A 16547-nucleotide genomic window follows, 5' to 3' on the forward strand; every position below is an offset into this window, starting at 1 on the left:
TAATCCTCTCGACCTCTTGTGGGATTGTTCAACAATAGCCTACCTTGTGTCGCAGCTCACCTGTGTTTCCCTGGACCGACCACCAGAACCCGCGAGGTGCGTGATGGACACGACCGCAGCAACGGCTGAGGACACCCGACCATTCGCCTGGTATCGAACACTCGGCTCGCGCGGGCGCCGCGCCTTCGCCGGCGCGTTCGGCGGCTACGGCCTCGACTCGTACGACTACTGGGTCCTGCCGCTCAGCCTCAGCGCGATCATCGCCTACTTCAACCTGACCCCCGGCACGGCGGGCCTGCTCAGCACCACCACGCTGGTCGTCTCGGCGATCGGCGGCGCCGGCGCGGGCATTCTCGCCGACCGCATCGGCCGCGTCCGCACGCTCCAGCTGACCGTGGCCACCTACACCGTGTTCACCGTGCTCTGCGGTTTCGCGCCGAACTTCGAGACGCTGCTGGTGTTCCGCGCCCTGCAGGGCCTCGGTTTCGGCGGCGAGTGGGCCGCTGGCGCGATCCTGGTCGCCGAGTACGCCCGCTCGCGCTACCGCGGCCGCACGGTCGCCTTCGTGCAGAGCGCGTGGGCGGCCGGCTGGGGGCTCGCGGTGATCGTCTACACCGTGGTGTTCAGCCTCTCCGGCGACGACATGGCCTGGCGCATCATGTTCTGGACCGGCGTGCTCCCGGCACTGCTGATCATGTGGGTGCGCAAGAACGTCACCGACGCCGACGCCGCCACCGAGCGCCGCGAAAGCTCGGCGAAACGCGGTTCGTTCGGCCAGATCTTCCAGGGCGACCTCCTGCGCACCACGCTGATCGCCTCGCTGTTCGCCACCGGCGTCCAGGGCGGTTACTACACGCTCGCCACCTGGCTGCCCTCGTACCTGCGCACCACCCGCGAGCTGACCGTGATCAACACCGGTGGTTACTACGCCTTCCTGATCTCCGGCGCGTTCATCGGTTACGTCTGCGGCGGTTACCTGACCGACCTGCTGGGCCGCAAGCGGACCTTCGTGTTGTTCGCCGCGCTCTCGGCGGTGCTGATCGTGGCGTACACGCAGATCCCGCACGGGGCCAACGCACTGGTGATGGTGCTCGGCTTCCCGCTCGGCTTCTCGATGTCGGCCATCTTCAGCGGGTTCGGCGCCTTCCTCGCCGAGCTGTACCCGACCGCGCAGCGCGGCACCGGGCAGGGCTTCACCTACAACTTCGGCCGCGCGGTCGGCGCCGTTTTTCCCGGTGTGGTGGGACTTCTGGGCGCCGGCGGGGCGATGGTGTTCGGCGCGGCGGGCTACGGCATCGCGGTACTGGCCCTGCTGGGCCTGCCGGAAACCAGGGGGAGGGAGCTGGTATGACCATTGTGGACGAACCAGGCACGATGGAATCCGAACTGCTGCCACCGGCACAGGCCCGCGCGCGGTTACGCGCCGGCGTTTCGGCGCCGACCAGCGGCTGGTCGGCGGGCTACACCCAGACGAACCTGATCGCGGTGCGCAGGAACTGGGCCTACGACGTGCTGTTGTTCTGCCAGCGCAACGAACAGCCGTGCCCGGTGCTCGACGTCAGCGATCCCGGCGATCCGTCGACCGTGCTGGCGCCCGGCGCCGACCTCCGCCGCGACCTGCCGCGCTACCGGATCTGGGAGAACGGCAGGCTGCGCGCCGAAGTCACCGACGCCACGCGGTACTGGCGCAGCGATCTGGTCGCCTTCTCGATCGGCTGCAGCTTCACCTTCGAGACCGCGCTCGTCGCCGAGGGCATTCCGCTGCGCCACGTCGAGCAGGGCCGCAACGTGGCGATGTACGTGACCAACCGGAAGTGCCGCCCGGCCGGGCGGTTGCACGGCCCGATGGTGGTGTCCATGCGCCAGATCCCGGAGGAGCGCGTGGACGACGCCATCCGGATCACCGCGGCGATGCCCGCGGTGCACGGCGCGCCGGTGCACGTCGGCGACCCCGGCGCGCTCGGCATCACCGATCTCGGCAAGCCCGACTTCGGCGACCCGGTCCGGGCGGAACCCGGTGACGTGCCGGTGTTCTGGGCCTGCGGGGTGACTCCGCAGGCGGCGCTGATGGCGTCGAAGCCGCCGTTCGCCATCACGCACGCGCCGGGCCACATGCTGATCACCGACCGGCGCGACGACGAGTACCGGGTGGGCCGGTGATCAGGGTGCACCGCTACGGCAGCCGCGCGGCGCTGGTCGATCTCGCCGGGGCCGGCGAGGTGCTCGGGCTCAACGCCGCGCTGGCCGCCGATCCGCCCGGCGGGGTGGAGGAGGTGGTGCCCGCCGCGCGGACCGTGCTGGTGCGGTTCGACCCCGGCCGCACCACCTTCGAGCGGCTGGTCGACGAAATCGCCGGGCGTTCGCTGGAGCCACCGGCGCGCCGGCGCGGTGAGGAACTGGTGGTGCCGGTCCACTACGACGGCGAGGACCTCGCGGAGGTGGCGTCGCGGGCCGGGCTGAGCGAGGCCGAAGTCGTCCGGCGGCACACCGGCGCCGAATACCGGGTCGCGTTCTGCGGCTTCGCGCCGGGATTCGGTTACCTCACCGGGCTTCCGCCGGAACTGCACCTGCCGAGGCGGAGCAGTCCGCGGGTGCGCGTGCCCGCCGGTGCGGTGGCGGTGGCCGGGGAGTACACCGCCGTCTACCCGCATCCGTCACCCGGCGGCTGGCACCTGCTCGGGCACACCGAACTGGCCGTCTGGGACGCCGAGCGCGAGCCGCCGAACCTGCTCGCGCCGGGCACCGCCGTACGGTTCAGCGCGGTATGACACCGAAGCTCGAAGTGCTCACACCCGGCCTGTTCGCCACCGTGCAGGACCTCGGCAGGCCGGGGCACACCGCGCTGGGCGTCGGCCGTTCCGGGGCCGCCGACCGCGACGCGCTGCGCCTGGCGAACCGGCTCGTCGGCAATCCCGAGGCGAACGCGGCGATCGAGGCGACCTTCGGCGGCCTGGTGGTGCGCTTCGACGGCCCGGCGCTGATCGCGTTGACCGGCGCCGCGTGCCCGGCCCGGCTCGGCGGCCGGGCGATCGGCCCGAACGCCCCGGTCCAGGCGCACGCCGGTGACGAACTGCGGCTCGGCACGCCGGAGCGCGGCCTGCGCACGTATTTGGCGGTACGCGGCGGGATCGACGTGCCGCCGGTGCTCGGCGGCCGCGGCACGGACACGCTTTCCGGACTGGGTCCGGCACCGCTCGCGGCGGGCACCACGCTCCCGGTCGGGCACCGCGTGGCGGCCTGGCCCGTGGTCGACCAGGCGCCGTGCGCGGCACTGCCGGACGAGCCGGTGCTGCGGCTGGTTCCGGGGCCACGACTGGACTTCTTCACCGCGGACGCGTTCGACTCGTTGCTGTCGGGGCGGTACCTGGTCTCGGCGCAGAGCAACCGGGTGGGGTTGCGGCTCGACGGCCCGGCGCTGTCCCGCGCCAGGACCGGAGAATTGCCGCCCGAACCGGCCGCGCCCGGCGCGGTGCAGGTGCCGCCGTCGGGCCAGCCGATCCTCTTCCTCGCCGATCACCCGGTGACCGGCGGCTATCCGGTGGTGGCGGTGGTGGTCGAGGAGGATCTGGGCTGGGCCGCGCAGGCGAGGCCGGGCACGCGGCTGAGGTTCGTCAGAAGTCGCCTTCGAGCGTGATCAGCTCGCGCAGCTTCTGCAGCGCGCGGTGCTGGGTGGTGCGCACGTTGCCCGCCTTGAGGCCGACCGCCTCCGCGGTCTCGGCGGCGGAGAGCCCGACGGCCACGCGCAGGATGACGATCTCCTGCTGCACTCGGGGCAGGGTCCGGATCAGGCGGTTCAGCCGTTCGCCGAGGTCGATGTCGAGCGCGTACTTCTCCGGTTCGTTGTCGGAGGCGGAGCGCTCGGGCAGGTCGGAGACCGGCTCGCAGCGGTCGCGGGAGACCGCGCGGAAGGCGTCGGCGACCTTGTTCGCGGCGATCGCGTGCACCAGGTAGAGGAACGAGCCGCCCCGGTCCTGGTACTGCGGCAGCGCCTTCAGCACCGCGACACACACCTCCTGTGAGATGTCGTCGGCGGAGAAGTACGACAGGTCCCGGCCACCGAGCCGGGCCCGGCAGTACCGCGTGACCACCGGTTTCAGTGCCGCGAGCAGGCCCGACATGGCGTCCTGGTCACCCTTCGCGGCCCGGCGGACCAGCGGATCGAGGTCCTCCTTGGTCAGCCGTGGATAGTGGCTGGTGCTCCGCTGGACCTTCTTCGGCGCCGCGGGTCCCTCGATGTCCCGCGTCGTCGAGTCCAAGCTCGTGGTCATTCGCCCGCCCATTCTTCGACCGATCTGCTGTTGTCCGGCTCAACCGGTTGGCCCGACAAACTCGATTAATCGTCGAATCAACCGCCCCTGCTGAGAGTCATTGTCAGCTTGCTAATAAGGCGACTGTCCGTAGCGGAGTTACCCGAATGGCGCTCGCTCGTTCAGCAATCTGACGACTGAGCGTAATGCTAGACCGCAGAAGGCGTTGGCTCCAGGGATCTCGCAGAGATGCCCCATTAGCACGAATCTAGGTCTCAATCATCTTTCGGTCGCGGTGCGCAAAAGTGCTGGACGTCCGGATTGCTCCGTACGGCGGTAGGGTCTTAGGTCCCTGAAAATCGCGTTTGCCAGTTAAGCGAGAAAGGCGAGCGTGGCCACCGCCATGATCGTCACCAGACTCGCCGACAGGCCGATGACCTGGGGAAGTACGGCATCCGGCGGAGTCCGCTGGGCCCGGAGGAGGCGTCGTTCGCGGTGCCTGGTGCACAGCGCGAGCGAAATCGTGACCAAGATCCCGGTGGCGGCCGGGATAACGGTCAGGTCACTGCCCGGATCGCCGTCCGAGTGCACCGACGAGTGCAGCAGGAGCAGGGTCACCGCCGCCGCGGAGGCGGTGGTGCGGCGCCAGGCGAGCCAGGTGCGCTCGGGTTGCAGGCCCGGATCGCGGCTCATCCGGTCACCGCGAGGACCACGGCGAAGGCGGTGATCACCAGGATGCCGGCGGTCAGCACCAGCAGCATGCGGTTGGGCGGCAGCGGCTCACCGCGGCGCATCGCGCGCTGGACCCGCTTCCAGCGCGGGTAGCTCGCCGCGGTCAGCAGCACGGCGAGCGCCGCGCACAGCAGGGCGAGCACCGTCCTCGCCCCCGGCACGCCGAACTCCGGCACCAGCTGCCGCACCGCGACCGCACCGGCCAGCAGGCCGAGGGCGGTGCGCAGCCAGGCCAGGAAGGTGCGCTCGTTGGCCAGGCTGAAGCGGTAGTCGGGTTCGTGCTCGGTGGGTTCGGGCGGGGACTCGGTCATGCGGACAGCCTGTCCCGGACGGCTCAGCCGCGCGAATCCGGGTGGCGGTGCGCGAACACCCACCAGCGGAGCAGCGCGAACCGGCAGACGCCGCCGAGCAGACCGGCGGTGGCCAGCACCAGGGTCTCGGTGAGCGGGGTGGGCACCGGGACCACGGCGTGCAGCGCGAGCAGCACCACCGAGCCGTACCCGGCGTAGAAGGCGATGGTGCCCGCCACCTGGAGGTGCCGCCGCCGCGGTGGGCTGGGGCGCCCGGCGAAGGTCACCCGCCGGTGGAACTCGGTGTTCCCGATCGTGGTGACGATGATCGCCAGCAGGTTCGCGACGTGGGCGCCCAGCGCGGCGCGCAGCAGGAAGTAGAGCGCGAACTGGACGGCGGTGGTGACCACGCCCGCCGCCAGGTACCAGCCCGCGTGCACGGCGAGGCCGTCCTGTTTCGCGGGTGGGGCGGCCGCTGCCGGCGCCGGAATGGCCATGGCCACGACGCTACCCAAGCCGGTTTCGGCGGTGGCTCGCGCGGGTAGGCGAAGCGGACAGGCAAGACCAGAGGAGGAGTTCCGATGTCCGCACCGCAGGAGCCGGTGGAATCCGATCCGGCCGCGCTGAACAGCGCCGAGGACCTCGACGAGGACCGCCTCCGGGTGGACCCGCTCGAGGCGGGCATCGAGCCGCCGGAGCACTGGAGCGCGGCCGACCGCTTCGGCACCACCCCGGCGGAGCAGCGCGAAGGCGAGAGCATGGCCGCGCGGCTGAGCGAGGAGCAGCCGGACGTGACCGCCGACGAGGTGCCCGAGAAACCGATCGCGGCGACCCCCGCCGACGAACTGGACGAGTCGATCGACGACCAGCCCGGTGACGTCGAGCAGGTGGCGCCCGAAGAGGGGGGTGTCGGTCGTCACACCTCCAGTGACGAGCTGCCACAGGCCGCTGACCAGGCCGGGGGCTCGGTGGCGGAGGCCATCCGCACCCCGGAGTGACCGGGCGGCACCCAGCGCCACCGGCCCCCCACCCCTACGGTGGAGGGGCCAGAGCCATGTAACCGACGAAAGGGAGCCTGTCGATGCTCGCCATGACAGACGCCGCGGCCGAGGCCATCACCGCGCTGACCGGACAGGACGGTCAGGCCGAAGCCGGCCTGAGGTTCGCGGTGCAGGAGGTGGAGGAGACCGGCGCCCAGCTCGGGTTGTCGGTGGCGCCTTCACCGGAGGACGGTGATCAGGTACTCGCCACCGAAGGCGGGGCCAAGGTCTTCCTGGAACCGAAGGCCGCCGAGTTCCTCGACGACAAGGTGCTCGACATCCAGCAGGACGACGAGGGTCAGATGAGCTTCGCCGTGCTGCAGCAGCCGGACGAGCAGCCCAGCGCCTGACTTCCCGGCAACAGGGGCCCCGCGCAGTCCGCGCGGGGCCCCTGTTCACGCCGGGTCAGGCGTTCATGCGGAGTAGGGATCGCGCTGGTCCAGCGCCGGACTCACGCGCGGGTTTCCACCCTGCTGCCCCGGCACCGGTGCCACCGTGGTTTCGGCGGCCGCGGGCGGCGAGGGGTGCTTCAGCGCCCGCTCGGCGACCTGGTTGTCCCGGATCCTCGACAGCACGGTCAGCGTCACGCCGTGCGCGATCGCCAGCACGATCAGGGTGATCCCCAGCTTCCACACCACCGCCTCGGTGGCGTTGTCCCCGCCGGAGTCGATGGTCGACAGCAGCGCCAAGACTCCCAGCACCGACAGGTGGAACAGCACGGTGATCAGGCGCGTCATCGAAGCACCCGCGGCCGCGTCGCCGTACGAGTTCTCCAGATAGCGCCGCCCGCTGCGATAGATGATCTGGCCGTCGATCACAACGAGCAGCGTCGCCAGCACCAGGAACGTTATGTAGGCATTGGTTTCCACAAGTAGCTCCTCTCGGTGACACGGCTCTACCCGAGGGTTACCCGTCCACCAAGGCAGCAAACCGTCAAGCGCCCCAGGCACGCACCAAGTCAGCCGTTTGCGTGCGCAGGAGTTCGCGCGCGTGTTCCCGCGCGTACGCCAGTGAGGGCGCGTGATCGATCAGCGCGCGATATCCGGCGACACCCAACTGGGCCAGTTGCGCCTCGTCCAGGGTTACGCGGCCGGCGACGGCCAGTACCGGGAGGTTCCGCGCGCGGGCGCGCGCGGCGATGCCCGCGGGTGCCTTGCCGTCGAGGCTCTGCGGGTCCAGTGAGCCTTCGCCGGTGATCACCAGGTCCGCCTCGGCCAGTGCGGCCGGCACTCCGGTGAGTTCGCAGACCAGGTCGAAGCCCGATTCGAAGACGGCGTCCAGTGCGGCCATCGCGCCACCGGCCACCCCGCCGCCCGCACCGGCGCCCGGCGCGTCCGAGACGTCGCGGCCGCCCGCCGCGTGCAGCGCTCGCGCCCATCGGCCGAGTGCCTCGCCCAGGAGTGCGACTTCGGCGGGACGCGCGCCCTTCTGCGGGCCGAAGATCGCCGCCGCGCCCTTCTCGCCGAGCAGCGGGTTGCTCACGTCGGTGGCCACGCGCACGTCGACTCCGGCGAACTTCGAACGCAGCAAAGACAAATCCACCGACTCAACCGTCCTCAGTGGACCGCCGCCCAACTCCAGCGAGGGCGTCACCGAAGCGCCGAGTGCCCGCAGCATGCCCGAGCCGCCGTCCGTGCTCGCCGTTCCGCCGACGGTCAGCACCACCTGCCGCGCCCCGCGGTCCAGCGCGTGCGCGATCAGCTCACCGACGCCCCAGGTGTGCGCCGCCAGCGCCGTTTCCGGTGACGGCTCGACGAACTCGATGCCGCACGCCCGCGCCGATTCGATGTACGCGGTCTCACCCAGCACCGCGTACCGCGCCTCGACCGGGGCGTCCAGCGGCCCGCGCACCGACAGCTCCACCCGCTCCGCGCCCGCCGCGTACAGCACGTCCAGCGTGCCCTCGCCGCCGTCGGCCACCGGGCACAGCATGGTCTCCGCGTCCCCGAAGACGTCGCGCACGCCGTCGCGGATCGCCTCGGCGGCCTCCATCGCGGTCAGGCTGCCCTTGAACTTGTCCGGCGCGATCAGGACCTTCACGCCGTCACCGCCGTAAGGGGAGGTTCACCGGCCAGCACCGCGGCCACGTTGCGCGCCGCGAGCAGGGCCATTTCGGTGCGGGTCTCCACGGTCGCCGAGCCGAGATGCGGCGTGATCACCACGTTCTCCAGGTCGAGCAGGCGCGGTTCCACTTCGGGCTCCTTCTCGAACACGTCCAGCGCGGCGCCGGCGAGCACGCCTTCGGCCAGCGCTTCGGCCAGCGCGGCCTCGTCGACCACCGGGCCGCGCGTGGTGTTGATCAGATAGGCGCCCGGCTTCATGGTGCGCAGCGAGGAAGCGTTGATCAGGTGCCGGGTCTCCGGGGTGAGCGGGCAGTGCAGCGAGACGAAGTCGGCCGACCGCAGCAGTTCCTCCAGCGGCAGGCGCCGCGCACCCAGTTCGGCCTCGACCTCGGCCGGCGCCCTGTTCCGTCCACTGTAGACAATCTCGAGGCCGAACGCCCTGGCCCGGCGGGCCATCGCCCGGCCGATCTGGCCGAGCCCGACGATGCCGAGGGTGCGGCCCTGCAGCCCGGCGCCGAGCATGAAGCCGAGGCTGAACTTCCACGGGGTCCGCGCGCGCAGCAGCCGCTCGCCCTCGCTGAGCCGCCGCGTGCTCATCAGCAGCAGGCCGAAGGCGAGGTCGGCGGTGGCGTCGGTGAGCACGCCGGGTGTGTTGGTCACCGTCACCCCGCGCTCGGAGAGCGCTTTCACATCGAGGTTGTCGTACCCGACCGCGACGTTGGCCACCACCGTCAGGCCCGGACCGGCCGCGTCGGCGACCGTACCGTCCACCCGATCGCCGACCATGGTCACCAGCGCGTCCGCCCCGGCGACCCGTTCACGCAGCTCATCGGGCCGCAACGGGCCGTCGGCCACCCACACCTCGCCCGCTTCGCCGAGCACCTTCAGCGCCGGTTCCGGCAGTTGTCCGGTGACCACGATCTTCGGCACGTTCGGCCCACCTCCCGTACTCGGCGACCAGCCCAACATAGCCGGGCGGCGTTCCGTCGTGAACCGGCTGCGGCTACCGCACGTGTCTGTTGGTGACGGCACACAGTTTCGCGACGGGAGGGGTTGCTGATGACGATCTCGACACCGGGAGTTGGCGTGGACGCACACCGGCACACCGGGCACCTGATCCGGCGGGCCCAGCAGATCCACACGTACCTGTGGTCCGCCGAGGTGTCCAAAGAGGTCACCTCGACCCAGTACGCGGTGCTGAGCGCGGTGGCGCTCAATCCGGAGACCGACCAGAACGCGCTCTCGCGCGAGGTCTCGCTGGACACCTCGACGGTGGGCGCGGTGGTGAACCGGCTGATCGACCGCGGTCACCTGCGGCGCGACCGCGATCCCGGCGACCGGCGGCGGAACCTGCTCAGCCTGACCGACGCCGGGCACGCCCTGTTCGGCGAGCTTTCGGTGCGCGCGGCCAGGATGACCGAGGGCATGATCGAGTGCCTGCCGCCGGAGGACCGCGAAGAACTGGTGCGCATCCTCAGCCGGGTGGTCGACGCGGGGGAGGCGAAGCGCGAGAGGGCCGAACACACCCGTTAGCGCGTTCCGTGCACGCAGCTTCCGTGCTATGTTCATATATAGAACTAGTGTGCGGAATGCGAACATGCAAGGGAGCCGGCGATGGCGGAACTCGTCTCGCTCGCGGACGGTGTGGCCGACCTCGTCCGTGACGGGGACACGGTGGCCCTGGAGGGGTTCACCCATCTGATCCCGGTCGCCGCCGGGCACGAGATCATCCGGCAGGGCCGCCGCGGGCTGACCCTGGTCCGGATGACCCCGGACATCGTCTACGACCAGCTGATCGGCGCCGGCTGCGCGAGCAAGCTGATCTTCTCCTGGGGCGGCAATCCCGGGGTCGGTTCGCTGCACCGGTTCCGCGACGCGGTCCAGCACGGCTGGCCGGTGCCGCTGGAGATCGAGGAGCACAGCCACGCCGGCATGGCCAACCGCTACGTGGCCGGTGCCTCCGGGCTGCCGTTCGCCGTGCTGCGGGGCTACTCCGGCACCGATCTGCCGAAGCACACGGCCACCATCAAGCCGATCACCTGCCCGTTCACCGGGGAGCAGCTGGCCGCGGTGCCCGCGCTCAACCCGGACGTGACCATCGTGCACGCCCAGCGCGCCGACCGGAACGGCAACGTGCAGCTGTGGGGCATCGCCGGTGTGCAGAAGGAGGCGGTGCTGGCGGCCAAGCGCTCGCTCGTCACCGTCGAGGAGATCGTCGACGAGCTGGAGCCGCGGCCGGGCGCGCTGGTGCTGCCCTCGTGGGCGGTGACCGCGGTCGCCGAGGCGCCCGGCGGGGCCAAGCCCTCCTACGCCGCCGGTTACTACGACCGGGACAACGACGGCTACCAGGCCTGGGACGCGGTGAGCCGCGACCGCGAGGAGTTCGGCAAGTGGCTGGCGGAGGTGGCGGCATGAGCACCTACACCACCGACGAGATGATGAGCATCGCGGCGGCCCGCGCGCTCGGCGACGGCATGTCCTGCTTCGTGGGCATCGGCCTGCCGAGCACCGCGGCCAATCTCGCCCGCCGTTCGCACGCGCCGAACCTGGTGCTGGTCTACGAATCGGGCTGCCTCGGCGCGAAGCCGGGCAGGCTGCCGCTGTCCATCGGCGATGGTGAGCTGGCCGAGACCGCGGACGCGGTGGTCAGCGTGCCCGAGGTGTTCAACTACTGGCTGCAGCCCGGCCGGATCGATGTCGGCTTTCTCGGCGCGGCCCAGCTGGACAAGTTCGGCAACATCAACACCACCGTGATCGGTGACGACTACGCCGACCCCAAGGTCCGGCTGCCGGGTGCCGGTGGCGCGCCGGAGATCGCCGCGTCCTGCCGCGAGGTCTTCGTGGTGCTGCGCCAGAGCAAGCGCGCCTTCGTGGAGAAGGTGGACTTCGTCACCTCCTTCGGGCACGGTTCGGGCCGGGGCGACCGCGAGCGGCTCGGCCTGCCCGGTGCCGGGCCTACCCTGGTGGTCACCGATCTCGGCCTGCTGCGGCCGGATCCGGAGACCGCCGAGCTGACCCTGACCGATCTGCATCCCGGCGTCGAGGTGGCGCAGGTGCGGGAGGCCACCGGCTGGGCGCTGAAGGTCGCCGACGACCTGCGGCGGACCCCGGAGCCGACCGACGCGGAACTGGCCGGACTGCGAGAGCTGAAGAAGGCGGGCGAATGACCGAGGTATTCGTACTGGACGCGGTGCGCACCCCGTTCGGCAGGTACGGCGGCGCGCTGGCGGGCACCCGGCCCGACGACCTCGCCGCGCACGTGCTGCGCGCGCTCGGCGAGCGCACCGGGCTCGATCCGTCCACTGTGGACGAGGTGGTGCTCGGCAACGCCAACGGCGCCGGTGAGGACAACCGGAACGTGGCCAGGATGGCCACCCTGCTGGCCGGCTGGCCGACCTCGATCCCCGGCGGCACGGTGAACCGGCTGTGCGGGTCCGGGCTGGACGCGGTTTCCCAGGCCAGCAGGCTGATCGCCACCGGGGACGCGTCGCTGGTGGTGGCCGGTGGTGTCGAGTCGATGAGCCGGTCGCCGTGGGTGGTGCAGAAGCCGGAGAAGGCCTTCCCGAACGGCAACCAGACCATGTACTCCACCGCGCTGGGCTGGCGCATGGTGAACCCGGCGATGCCGGAGCAGTGGACGGTCTCGCTGGGGGAGTCCACCGAACTGCTCGCCGAGCGGTACGGCATCGGGCGCGACGAGCAGGACGAGTTCGCCGCGCGCAGCCATGTCAACGCCGCGAAGGCGTGGGACGACGGCTTCTACGACGACCTGGTGGTTCCGGTGCCCGGCACCGAGCTGACCAGGGACGAAGGCATCCGGCCGGACTCCTCGCCGGAGAAGCTGGCCAAGCTCAAGCCGGTGTTCCGCAAGCAGGGCACGGTGACCGCGGGCAACGCCTCGCCGCTCAACGACGGTGCCTCCGCGGTGCTGCTCGGTGACCAGGCCGCCGCCGACCGCGTCGGTGCCACGCCGCTGGCGCGCGTCGCCGGGCGCGGTGCGGCCGGGGTGGACCCGGACGTGTTCGGCATCGGCCCGGTGCGGGCCGCGGAGATCGCGCTGGAGCGCGCGGGCATCGGCTGGGACGACCTCGCCGTGGTGGAGTTGAACGAGGCCTTCGCCGCGCAGTCGCTGGCCTGCCTGCGTGACTGGCCGAAGCTGGACCCGGCGAAGGTCAACCCGCACGGCGGCGCGATCGCCATCGGGCACCCGCTCGGCGCGTCGGGTGGCCGCATCCTCGGCACGCTCGCGCACGACCTCCGCCGCCGCGGTGGTGGCTGGGGACTCGCCGCCATCTGCATCGGCGTCGGCCAGGGTCTGGCCGTGGTGCTGGAAGCCTGAGAAGGGAGCACTCGACGATGAGCCTGCCCACCTACCGGCCGGATCCCGAAGGCACGCACCCGCCGCTCGGCTTCCCCGGGTACCGCTCGACCGCGCTGCGGCACCCGAAGCTGCCGCTGGTGCTGCTGCCGCAGATGCTCACCGAGGTGACCGGCCCGCTGCTCGGACCGGGCAGGCTCGGCGAGCACGACAACGACCTGACCCGGCAGCACGCCGGTGAGCCGCAGGGCCAGCGGATCGTCGTGCACGGGCGCCTGCTCGACGGCGACGGCCGCCCGGTGCGGAACTCGCTGGTCGAGGTCTGGCAGGCCAACGCGGGCGGCCGGTACCGGCACACCGGCGACCGCTGGCCGTCGCCGATCGACCCGAACTTCGACGGTGTCGGGCGCACGCTCACCGACGACAACGGGCACTACGAGTTCACCACCATCAAGCCCGGCGCCTACCCGTGGAAGAACCACGACAACGCCTGGCGGCCGGCGCACATCCACTTCTCGGTGTTCGGCACCTCGTTCACCCAGCGCCTGGTCACCCAGATGTACTTCCCGGAGGACCCGCTCTTCGCCCAGGACCCGATCTTCAACTCGATCCCGGACGAGAAGGCGCGGATGCGCATGGTCTCCCGCTTCGACCTGGAGCGCACGCAGCCGGAATGGGCGCTGGCCTACGAGTTCGACATCGTGCTGCGCGGCCGTGACGCCTCGGTGTTCGAGGACGAGGAGGACGACGAATGAGCACTCCTTCGCAGACCGTCGGCCCGTACCTGTCGATCGGGCTGCCGTGGGACGACGGACCAGAAGTGGTGCCCGAGGGCACGCCGGGCGCGATCGTGCTGCGCGGGGTGATCTACGACGGCAACGGCGACCCGGTGCCGGACGCGATGGTCGAGACCTGGCAGGCCGACGCGGAGGGCCGGTTCGACCACCCCGACGACCCGCGCGGGCGGGTGGCCGGGTTCCGCGGTTTCGGCCGCTGCCCGACCGACGAGCGGGGCCGGTGGTCCATCCGCACGGTGGTACCCGGTCCGGTGCCGGGACGGGACGGGCGGACGCAGGCGCCGCACATCGACGTGTCCGTGCTGGGCCGCGGGCTGCTGCACCGGGTGGTCACCCGGATCTACTTCCCCGAGCACGCCGAGGCCAACGCGGCCGACGAGGTGCTCGACGCGGTCCCCGAGGAACGCCGTGGCACGCTGATCGCGGTGCGCGAAGGTGACGGCTACCGGTTCGACGTGCGGCTCCAGGGCGACGGCGAGACCGTGTTCTTCGAGGTTTAGGGGGTCGGTGTGGCTGTTCAGGTCCACCACGTGGTCGACGGGCCGTCGGACGGGGTGCCGGTGGTGCTCGGCGGTTCGCTCGGCAGCACGCTGGCGATGTGGGAGCCGCAGGTCCGGCCGCTCACCGAAGCGGGCTACCAGGTGATCCGGTACGACCACCGCGGCCACGGCGGTTCGCCAGTGCCCGAAGGTCCGTACGCCCTGGCTGATCTCGGCGGTGACGTGCTGGCGCTGCTGGACGAGCGTGGCATCGAGAAGGCGCACTTCGTCGGGCTGTCGCTGGGCGGCATGACCGGGATGTGGCTGGGCGCGCACGCGCCGGACCGGCTCGCCTCGCTGGTGCTGTGCTGCACGTCGGCGAAGCTGGGGCCGCCGCAGATGTGGGCCGACCGGATCCGCGCGGTCCGCGAGGGCGGCACCGAGTCGCTGGCCTCGGCCGTGGTGGACCGCTGGGTCACCTCGGCGTTCCAGCCCGAACGGCGGGCGGAGCTGGAGCGGATGGTCGCGTCCACTTCGGACGAAGGCTATGCGGGCTGCTGCGCGGCGATCGAGGTGATGGACCTGACCGGGGAGCTGGCCGGGATCACCGTGCCCACGCTGGTGATCAGCGCGTCCGACGACCCGTCCACCCCGCCGCCGCACGGCAAGGCCATCGCCGAAGCCATTCCCGGCGCGCGGTACGCCGAGGTGGGCGACGCCGCGCACCTGGGCAACGTGGAACGACCGGACGAGTTCAGCGAACTGATCCTGGCGAGGCTGGCCGCGCAATGAGCGACGACGAGCTGTACCAGGACGGCATCCGCGTGCGCCGCGAGGTGCTCGGGGACGCGCACGTGGACCGCGCGGTGGCGAACACCACCGAGTTCTCACAGCCGTTCCAGGACTGGATCACCCGCTCGGCGTGGGGCTCGGTGTGGACCCGGCCGGGGCTGGACCGGCGCACGCGCAGCTGCGTCACCCTCGCTGCGCTGGCCGCGCTGCACTGCCACGACGAACTCGCCATGCACGTCCGCGTGGCCATCCACAATGGACTGACCCCGGCCGAGATCTCCGAGGTCCTGCTGCACACCGCGGTCTACGCCGGCGCGCCGGCCGGGAACGCGGCCTTCGCGGTGGCGCAGCGGGTACTCGCCGAGCTGGGTGAGGAGTCCGCTGTTCCGGATCCCGCCGACTAGTGTTGTTCCCATGGATGAGACTCGGGGCGCGCACCACGTGCAGTCGCTGGACCGCGGGCTGGCGGTGATCCGGGCGTTCGGCGCGGACGCCCCCGAGCTGACCCTGAGCGACGTCGCCAGGATCACCGGGCTGACCAGGGCGGCCGCTCGCCGGTTCCTGCTCACCCTGGCCGACCTGGGTTATGTGCGTACCGACGGCAAGTACTTCTCGCTGACCGCGCGCGTGCTGGAGCTGGGGTACGCCTACCTGTCCAGCATGTCGCTGCCCGAGGTGGCCACCCCGCACCTGGAACGGCTCTCCGCCGAGGTGCACGAGTCGAGTTCGGTGTCCGTGCTGGAAGGCGGCGACATCGTCTACGTGGCGCGGGTGGCGGTTTCGCGGATCATGACCGTTTCGATCAACGTGGGCACGCGCTTCCCGGCGTACGCGACCTCGATGGGGCACGTGCTGCTCGCCGGGCTGCCCGCCGACCGGCTGGACGAGTACCTGGCGCAGGCCCGGCTGGACAGGCTGACCGCGCACACGCTGACCTCCGAAGCCGCGTTGCGCGCCGAGCTGGCCGAGGTGCGCGGGCGCGGCTGGGCGCTGGTCGACCAGGAGCTGGAGGAGGGGCTGCGCTCGGTGGCGGCCCCGATCCGCTCGCGCGAGGGCAAGGTGGTCGCCGCGGTGAACGTGTCCACGCACGCCTCGCGGACCACGCTGGAAGCCGTGCGCGACGAGATGGTGCCGCGCCTGCTCGACGCCGCCGAACGCATCGAAGCCGATCTCGCGGTGGCACCGCCGTCGAGGGCAACCCGTGGCTGAGTGCGCCGGGTTGTTGCTGGCGGCCGGCGCCGGGCGCCGGTTCGGTGGTCCCAAGGCACTGGTCGAAGTGGACGGTGAGCCGTTGGTGCGGCGGGCCTTGCGCTCTTTGTCGACTTGTTCGCCGGTGTACGTGGTGACCGGGGCGGCGGCGGACGAGGTCGCCGGGCTGCTTCCTTCGTCGGTTTCTGTGGTGCACGCCTCGGATTGGGCGTCGGGGATGGGCGCTTCGCTGCGGGCCGGGTTGCTTTCTTTGTCTACTGTGGACGCTTCGGCCGTTGTTGTGCACCTGGTGGATCTGCCCGGGGTGACTGGGGACGTGGTGTGCAGGCTGGCTGCGCTCGCCGCACCGGATGTGGTGGCGCGGGCGGCTTATGACGGGGTGCCCGGGCATCCGGTTCTGCTGGGGCGGGAGTACTGGGCGGAGATCGCCGATGCTGTCTCCGGTGACGCTGGTGCCCGCCATTGGCTGGCTGCTCGGGATGATCTGCGGTTGGTGGAGTGCGGGGACTTGGGGAGTGGGCGGGATGTTGATCGTCCTGGGGACCTGCCCCGCCCCGGTCGTTCATTGTGACTACGGCAG

The 16547-nt window shown here is 71.3% G+C and carries 23 protein-coding genes; 16 read left to right on the forward strand and 7 right to left on the reverse strand.

Features of this window, described 5'->3' with window-relative positions; translation table 11 throughout:
* Nucleotides 1–103 precede the first annotated feature (103 nt).
* The 4 genes from YIM_RS10285 to YIM_RS10300 are packed head-to-tail and all read left to right on the forward strand — an operon-like array spanning nucleotide 104 to nucleotide 3634.
* Nucleotides 104–1351: an MFS transporter gene (locus YIM_RS10285; protein ID WP_153030132.1), complete on the forward strand. Its 1248-nt coding sequence runs from the start codon at nucleotides 104–106 to the stop codon at nucleotides 1349–1351.
* Complete coding sequence (locus YIM_RS10290; protein WP_153030133.1) at nucleotides 1348–2160, forward strand: putative hydro-lyase; 813 nt, start codon at nucleotides 1348–1350, stop codon at nucleotides 2158–2160. Before YIM_RS10285 ends, YIM_RS10290 begins: the two co-directional genes overlap by 4 nt.
* On the forward strand, nucleotides 2160–2768 hold the full coding sequence (locus tag YIM_RS10295) for an allophanate hydrolase subunit 1 (RefSeq protein WP_153036896.1): 609 nt from the start codon (nucleotides 2160–2162) through the stop codon (nucleotides 2766–2768). Before YIM_RS10290 ends, YIM_RS10295 begins: the two co-directional genes overlap by 1 nt.
* Nucleotides 2765–3634 carry a biotin-dependent carboxyltransferase family protein gene (locus tag YIM_RS10300; RefSeq protein ID WP_153030134.1) on the forward strand — a complete coding sequence of 290 codons (870 nt, stop codon included), beginning with the start codon at nucleotides 2765–2767 and terminating at the stop codon, nucleotides 3632–3634. Before YIM_RS10295 ends, YIM_RS10300 begins: the two co-directional genes overlap by 4 nt.
* Here YIM_RS10300 and shbA read toward each other — a convergent pair.
* The 4 genes from shbA to YIM_RS10320 form a co-directional block, all read right to left on the reverse strand.
* Nucleotides 3612–4268: an RNA polymerase sigma factor ShbA gene (shbA, locus tag YIM_RS10305; RefSeq protein WP_153030135.1), complete on the reverse strand. Its 657-nt coding sequence runs from the start codon at nucleotides 4266–4268 to the stop codon at nucleotides 3612–3614. The two genes, YIM_RS10300 and shbA, sit on opposite strands and share 23 nt — an antisense overlap.
* A gap of 351 nt (nucleotides 4269–4619) precedes the next feature.
* Nucleotides 4620–4940: a DUF202 domain-containing protein gene (locus YIM_RS10310; protein WP_153030136.1), complete on the reverse strand. Its 321-nt coding sequence runs from the start codon at nucleotides 4938–4940 to the stop codon at nucleotides 4620–4622.
* The gene (locus YIM_RS10315) at nucleotides 4937–5290 is read right to left on the reverse strand and encodes a YidH family protein (protein ID WP_153030137.1); all 354 of its coding nucleotides are present in this window, start codon (nucleotides 5288–5290) and stop codon (nucleotides 4937–4939) included. Before YIM_RS10315 ends, YIM_RS10310 begins: the two co-directional genes overlap by 4 nt.
* 23 nt (nucleotides 5291–5313) lie before the next feature.
* A complete protein-coding gene (locus YIM_RS10320; protein WP_153030138.1) occupies nucleotides 5314–5766 on the reverse strand; it encodes a GtrA family protein in 453 nt (150 codons plus the stop codon).
* 84 nt (nucleotides 5767–5850) lie between these two features.
* Between YIM_RS10320 and YIM_RS10325 the strand changes: the two genes are divergently transcribed.
* A complete protein-coding gene (locus YIM_RS10325) occupies nucleotides 5851–6267 on the forward strand; it encodes a hypothetical protein (RefSeq protein WP_153030139.1) in 417 nt (138 codons plus the stop codon).
* An 83-nt stretch (nucleotides 6268–6350) separates the two neighbouring features.
* Complete coding sequence (locus tag YIM_RS10330) at nucleotides 6351–6659, forward strand: iron-sulfur cluster assembly accessory protein (protein ID WP_153030140.1); 309 nt, start codon at nucleotides 6351–6353, stop codon at nucleotides 6657–6659.
* A 63-nt stretch (nucleotides 6660–6722) separates the two neighbouring features.
* Here the strand turns inward: YIM_RS10330 and YIM_RS10335 are convergent, their stop codons facing one another.
* The 3 genes from YIM_RS10335 to YIM_RS10345 all read right to left on the reverse strand — a co-directional run bounded on the left by YIM_RS10335 (nucleotide 6723) and on the right by YIM_RS10345 (nucleotide 9302).
* Nucleotides 6723–7178, reverse strand: coding sequence for a hypothetical protein (locus YIM_RS10335; RefSeq protein ID WP_153030141.1), 456 nt, complete (start codon nucleotides 7176–7178; stop codon nucleotides 6723–6725).
* Between the two features lie 64 nt (nucleotides 7179–7242).
* Nucleotides 7243–8349: a glycerate kinase gene (locus YIM_RS10340; RefSeq protein WP_153030142.1), complete on the reverse strand. Its 1107-nt coding sequence runs from the start codon at nucleotides 8347–8349 to the stop codon at nucleotides 7243–7245.
* Nucleotides 8346–9302: a 2-hydroxyacid dehydrogenase gene (locus tag YIM_RS10345; RefSeq protein WP_370468971.1), complete on the reverse strand. Its 957-nt coding sequence runs from the start codon at nucleotides 9300–9302 to the stop codon at nucleotides 8346–8348. The genes YIM_RS10340 and YIM_RS10345 overlap by 4 nt, the downstream gene beginning before the upstream one ends.
* A 129-nt stretch (nucleotides 9303–9431) precedes the next feature.
* On the opposite strand from YIM_RS10345, the gene YIM_RS10350 reads away from it, so the two are divergent.
* The 10 genes from YIM_RS10350 to YIM_RS10395 all read left to right on the forward strand — a co-directional run bounded on the left by YIM_RS10350 (nucleotide 9432) and on the right by YIM_RS10395 (nucleotide 16538).
* The gene (locus tag YIM_RS10350) at nucleotides 9432–9905 is read left to right on the forward strand and encodes a MarR family winged helix-turn-helix transcriptional regulator (protein ID WP_153030144.1); all 474 of its coding nucleotides are present in this window, start codon (nucleotides 9432–9434) and stop codon (nucleotides 9903–9905) included.
* Between the two features lie 81 nt (nucleotides 9906–9986).
* Nucleotides 9987–10787, forward strand: coding sequence for a CoA transferase subunit A (locus YIM_RS10355; RefSeq protein ID WP_153030145.1), 801 nt, complete (start codon nucleotides 9987–9989; stop codon nucleotides 10785–10787).
* The gene (locus YIM_RS10360) at nucleotides 10784–11539 is read left to right on the forward strand and encodes a CoA-transferase subunit beta (protein WP_153030146.1); all 756 of its coding nucleotides are present in this window, start codon (nucleotides 10784–10786) and stop codon (nucleotides 11537–11539) included. Before YIM_RS10355 ends, YIM_RS10360 begins: the two co-directional genes overlap by 4 nt.
* Nucleotides 11536–12711: a thiolase family protein gene (locus tag YIM_RS10365; RefSeq protein ID WP_153030147.1), complete on the forward strand. Its 1176-nt coding sequence runs from the start codon at nucleotides 11536–11538 to the stop codon at nucleotides 12709–12711. Before YIM_RS10360 ends, YIM_RS10365 begins: the two co-directional genes overlap by 4 nt.
* Before the next feature lie 17 nt (nucleotides 12712–12728).
* The gene (pcaH, locus tag YIM_RS10370; RefSeq protein WP_153030148.1) at nucleotides 12729–13445 is read left to right on the forward strand and encodes a protocatechuate 3,4-dioxygenase subunit beta; all 717 of its coding nucleotides are present in this window, start codon (nucleotides 12729–12731) and stop codon (nucleotides 13443–13445) included.
* The gene (gene pcaG / locus YIM_RS10375) at nucleotides 13442–13987 is read left to right on the forward strand and encodes a protocatechuate 3,4-dioxygenase subunit alpha (RefSeq protein WP_153030149.1); all 546 of its coding nucleotides are present in this window, start codon (nucleotides 13442–13444) and stop codon (nucleotides 13985–13987) included. The genes pcaH and pcaG overlap by 4 nt, the downstream gene beginning before the upstream one ends.
* A gap of 9 nt (nucleotides 13988–13996) precedes the next feature.
* Nucleotides 13997–14758, forward strand: a complete 762-nt coding sequence (gene pcaD / locus YIM_RS10380) for a 3-oxoadipate enol-lactonase (RefSeq protein ID WP_153030150.1) — start codon at nucleotides 13997–13999, stop codon at nucleotides 14756–14758.
* Nucleotides 14755–15162, forward strand: coding sequence for a 4-carboxymuconolactone decarboxylase (gene pcaC, locus YIM_RS10385; RefSeq protein ID WP_153030151.1), 408 nt, complete (start codon nucleotides 14755–14757; stop codon nucleotides 15160–15162). Before pcaD ends, pcaC begins: the two co-directional genes overlap by 4 nt.
* A gap of 10 nt (nucleotides 15163–15172) precedes the next feature.
* The gene (locus YIM_RS10390; RefSeq protein WP_153030152.1) at nucleotides 15173–15967 is read left to right on the forward strand and encodes an IclR family transcriptional regulator C-terminal domain-containing protein; all 795 of its coding nucleotides are present in this window, start codon (nucleotides 15173–15175) and stop codon (nucleotides 15965–15967) included.
* Complete coding sequence (locus YIM_RS10395; RefSeq protein WP_153030153.1) at nucleotides 15960–16538, forward strand: NTP transferase domain-containing protein; 579 nt, start codon at nucleotides 15960–15962, stop codon at nucleotides 16536–16538. Before YIM_RS10390 ends, YIM_RS10395 begins: the two co-directional genes overlap by 8 nt.
* Nucleotides 16539–16547 lie beyond the last annotated feature (9 nt).

It is taken from the genome of Amycolatopsis sp. YIM 10 (assembly GCF_009429145.1).
Classification (GTDB): domain Bacteria; phylum Actinomycetota; class Actinomycetes; order Mycobacteriales; family Pseudonocardiaceae; genus Amycolatopsis.

Bases quoted from the DNA above. Each gene is read 5' to 3' on its own strand.
- YIM_RS10355 (WP_153030145.1), top strand. From the start codon at position 9,987: ATGGCGGAACTCGTCTCGCTCGCGGACGGTGTGGCCGACCTCGTCCGT.
- YIM_RS10320 (WP_153030138.1), bottom strand. From the start codon at position 5,766: ATGGCCATTCCGGCGCCGGCAGCGGCCGCCCCACCCGCGAAACAGGAC.
- YIM_RS10325 (WP_153030139.1), top strand. From the start codon at position 5,851: ATGTCCGCACCGCAGGAGCCGGTGGAATCCGATCCGGCCGCGCTGAAC.
- YIM_RS10310 (WP_153030136.1), bottom strand. From the start codon at position 4,940: ATGAGCCGCGATCCGGGCCTGCAACCCGAGCGCACCTGGCTCGCCTGG.
- YIM_RS10390 (WP_153030152.1), top strand. From the start codon at position 15,173: ATGGATGAGACTCGGGGCGCGCACCACGTGCAGTCGCTGGACCGCGGG.
- pcaC (WP_153030151.1), top strand. From the start codon at position 14,755: ATGAGCGACGACGAGCTGTACCAGGACGGCATCCGCGTGCGCCGCGAG.
- YIM_RS10360 (WP_153030146.1), top strand. From the start codon at position 10,784: ATGAGCACCTACACCACCGACGAGATGATGAGCATCGCGGCGGCCCGC.
- YIM_RS10300 (WP_153030134.1), top strand. From the start codon at position 2,765: ATGACACCGAAGCTCGAAGTGCTCACACCCGGCCTGTTCGCCACCGTG.
- pcaH (WP_153030148.1), top strand. From the start codon at position 12,729: ATGAGCCTGCCCACCTACCGGCCGGATCCCGAAGGCACGCACCCGCCG.
- YIM_RS10285 (WP_153030132.1), top strand. From the start codon at position 104: ATGGACACGACCGCAGCAACGGCTGAGGACACCCGACCATTCGCCTGG.
- YIM_RS10365 (WP_153030147.1), top strand. From the start codon at position 11,536: ATGACCGAGGTATTCGTACTGGACGCGGTGCGCACCCCGTTCGGCAGG.
- YIM_RS10315 (WP_153030137.1), bottom strand. From the start codon at position 5,290: ATGACCGAGTCCCCGCCCGAACCCACCGAGCACGAACCCGACTACCGC.
- YIM_RS10330 (WP_153030140.1), top strand. From the start codon at position 6,351: ATGCTCGCCATGACAGACGCCGCGGCCGAGGCCATCACCGCGCTGACC.
- YIM_RS10290 (WP_153030133.1), top strand. From the start codon at position 1,348: ATGACCATTGTGGACGAACCAGGCACGATGGAATCCGAACTGCTGCCA.
- YIM_RS10350 (WP_153030144.1), top strand. From the start codon at position 9,432: ATGACGATCTCGACACCGGGAGTTGGCGTGGACGCACACCGGCACACC.
- pcaG (WP_153030149.1), top strand. From the start codon at position 13,442: ATGAGCACTCCTTCGCAGACCGTCGGCCCGTACCTGTCGATCGGGCTG.
- shbA (WP_153030135.1), bottom strand. From the start codon at position 4,268: ATGACCACGAGCTTGGACTCGACGACGCGGGACATCGAGGGACCCGCG.